This window comes from Micrococcus sp. HMSC31B01, assembly GCF_001816085.1.
Classification (GTDB): Bacteria; Actinomycetota; Actinomycetes; order Actinomycetales; family Micrococcaceae; genus Micrococcus; species Micrococcus luteus.
Genome location: NZ_KV825259.1, coordinates 1 through 2653, shown reverse-complemented (window position 1 = coordinate 2653; position 2653 = coordinate 1). Strand labels below are relative to the sequence as shown.

3 protein-coding genes are annotated in these 2653 nt (G+C 71.9%); all 3 read left to right on the top strand.

Annotated elements, in window-relative coordinates:
- Positions 1-1731: DNA translocase FtsK (locus tag HMPREF3105_RS09220; RefSeq protein WP_246830362.1), on the top strand; the 1731-nt coding region annotated here is incomplete at its 5' end.
- Positions 1728-2342, top strand: a complete 615-nt coding sequence (locus HMPREF3105_RS09215) for a CDP-alcohol phosphatidyltransferase family protein (protein ID WP_044658592.1) — start codon at positions 1728-1730, stop codon at positions 2340-2342. The genes HMPREF3105_RS09220 and HMPREF3105_RS09215, both read left to right, overlap by 4 nt.
- Positions 2343-2352: 10 nt before the next feature.
- The coding region (locus HMPREF3105_RS09210; RefSeq protein WP_246830361.1) for a CinA family protein at positions 2353-2653 on the top strand (301 nt) is incomplete at its 3' end.

Here is a 2653-nt window from a genome sequence, read left to right as displayed (position 1 = left end):
GCCGTGCCCGCCAGCACCCCCGCGCCGGTGCCGCCGGTGACCGCCGAGCCGGCCCGCGGCACCCAGTCCGAGCTGGGCGGGGACGTGTCCTACACGCTGCCGCAGTCGGCCCTGCTCCCGGCCGGGCCCCAGCCGAAGGAGCGCTCCGAGGCCAACGACCGGGTCGTCGCCGCGCTGACCACCACGTTCACCGAGTTCAAGGTGGACGCCCAGGTCACCGGGTTCTCCCGCGGGCCGACGGTGACGCGCTACGAGGTCGAGGTCGCCCCCGGCACCAAGGTGGAGAAGGTGACGGCGCTGGAGAAGAACATCGCGTACGCGGTGGCCTCCTCGGACGTGCGGATCCTCAGCCCCATCCCGGGCAAGCGCGCGATCGGCATCGAGATCCCCAACACGGACAAGGAGGTCGTGGCCCTCGGCGACGTCCTGCGCTCGCAGGCCGCCCAGCGCACCGACCACCCGATGGTGATGGGCGTCGGCAAGGACGTGGAGGGCGGCTACGTGGTGGCCAACCTCGCGAAGATGCCCCACATGCTCGTGGCGGGCGCCACCGGCGCCGGCAAGTCCTCGTTCGTGAATTCGATGATCACCTCGATCCTCATGCGCTCCACCCCGGACGAGGTGCGCATGGTGATGGTGGACCCCAAGCGCGTCGAGCTCACCGCGTACGAGGGCGTGCCCCACCTGGTCACCCCGATCATCACGAGCCCGAAGAAGGCGGCCGAGGCGCTGCAGTGGGTCGTCAAGGAGATGGACACCCGCTACGACGACCTCGCGGCGTTCGGCTACAAGCACGTGGACGACTTCAACAAGGCCGTCCGGGCCGGCCAGGTGAAGCTGCCGCCGGACTCCAAGCGCGTGCTGCGCCCGTACCCGTACCTGCTGGTCATCGTGGATGAGCTCGCGGACCTGATGATGGTCGCCCCGCGCGACGTCGAGGACGCGATCGTGCGCATCACCCAGCTGGCCCGTGCGGCCGGCATCCACCTCGTGCTCGCCACGCAGCGGCCGTCCGTGGACGTGGTCACGGGCCTGATCAAGGCCAACGTGCCCTCGCGCATGGCGTTCGCGACGTCGTCGGTCACGGACTCCCGCGTGGTCCTGGACCAGCCCGGCGCGGAGAAGCTGCTCGGCCAGGGCGACGCCCTGTTCCTGCCGATGGGCAAGTCCAAGCCCATGCGCGTGCAGGGGGCGTGGGTCAACGAGTCCGAGATCCACGCCGTCGTGGAGCACGTGAAGTCGCAGATGCAGGTCCAGTACCGCGCGGACGTGATCCCCGAGAAGACCGAGAAGGTCATCGACGAGGACATCGGCGACGACCTGGACCTGCTCCTGCAGGCCGTCGAACTCGTGGTCACCACGCAGTTCGGCTCCACGTCCATGCTGCAGCGCAAGCTGCGGGTGGGCTTCGCGAAGGCCGGCCGCCTCATGGACCTCATGGAGTCCCGCGGCGTCGTGGGCCCCTCCGAGGGCTCCAAGGCCCGCGACGTGCTGGTCAAGCCCGACGACCTCGCGGACGTGCTCGCCACCATCTCCGGAGACACCCCGCCCTCGGCCACCTCCGGCGACGGCGACGCCTCGGCCGGAACCGGCGACGGCGACGCCTCGGCGTCGGCCGCTCCGCGCGACCTGGTGCAGGAGGACCTGGACTCGCGCCCGGCCGCCGTGGACTGGAACGACGAGGACGATGATGAGGGATCGGAGGACGCGTGGCAGCTGACGGGCAGATGAGCGCGGCGGGCGGGGCGCAGCGCGTGTCCGCCTGGAACCTGCCGAACATCCTGACCTCGGTGCGCATCCTGATGGTGCCCTTCTTCGCCTGGGCGCTGTGGGTCGGCGGGCCGTGGGGCGGTGACTCGCTCGTCGCCCGGTGGCTCGCGCTGGCGCTGTTCGCGGCGGCCATGTACACCGACAAGCTCGACGGGGACATCGCCCGCGCCCGCGGGTTGATCACCGACTTCGGCAAGATCGCGGACCCCATCGCGGACAAGCTGCTCACGGGCACGGCCCTCGTGCTGTTCTCCCTGCTGGGGGAGCTGTGGTGGTGGGTGACCATCGTGATCCTGGTGCGCGAATGGGGCATCACCCTGATGCGCTTCGTGGTGATCCGCTACGGCGTGATGCCGGCCGGCCGCGGCGGCAAGCTCAAGACCGTGCTGCAGACCGTGGGCATCGGCCTGCTGCTCCTGCCCTTGGCCCCGGTCGTGGGCGGCTGGTGGCCGTGGGCCGGCTGGGTGGTCATCGGGGCCGCCACCGTGCTGACGGTGCTGACCGGCCTGGAGTACGTCAAGGACGCGTGGGTCCTGCGGCGGGACGCCCTCGCCGCCCAGCGGGGGGCCTGAGGCGATGACCATGGCAGGCGCCCAGGACGTGGTGCACGCGCTCGCGCACGCGGGCCGCACGGTGGCGACGGGGGAGTCCCTCACCGCCGGCCTGCTGGCCGCGCGCCTGGCCGACGTCCCCGGGGCGTCGGCCGTGCTGCACGGTGGCGTGGTGGCCTACCAGAACGCCGTGAAGACCGGCCTGCTGGGTGTGCCCGAGGACCTGCTCACGCGGGTCGGGGCGGTGGACGCGGACGTGGCCCGACGGATGGCCCTCGGCGCCCGGGCGGCCCTGGGCGCCGACGTCGGCGTGGCCACCACGGGCGTCGCCG

Coding starts and splice junctions, on each gene's coding strand:
- HMPREF3105_RS09215 (WP_044658592.1), top strand. CDS start 1,728: ATGAGCGCGGCGGGCGGGGCGCAGCGCGTGTCCGCCTGGAACCTGCCG.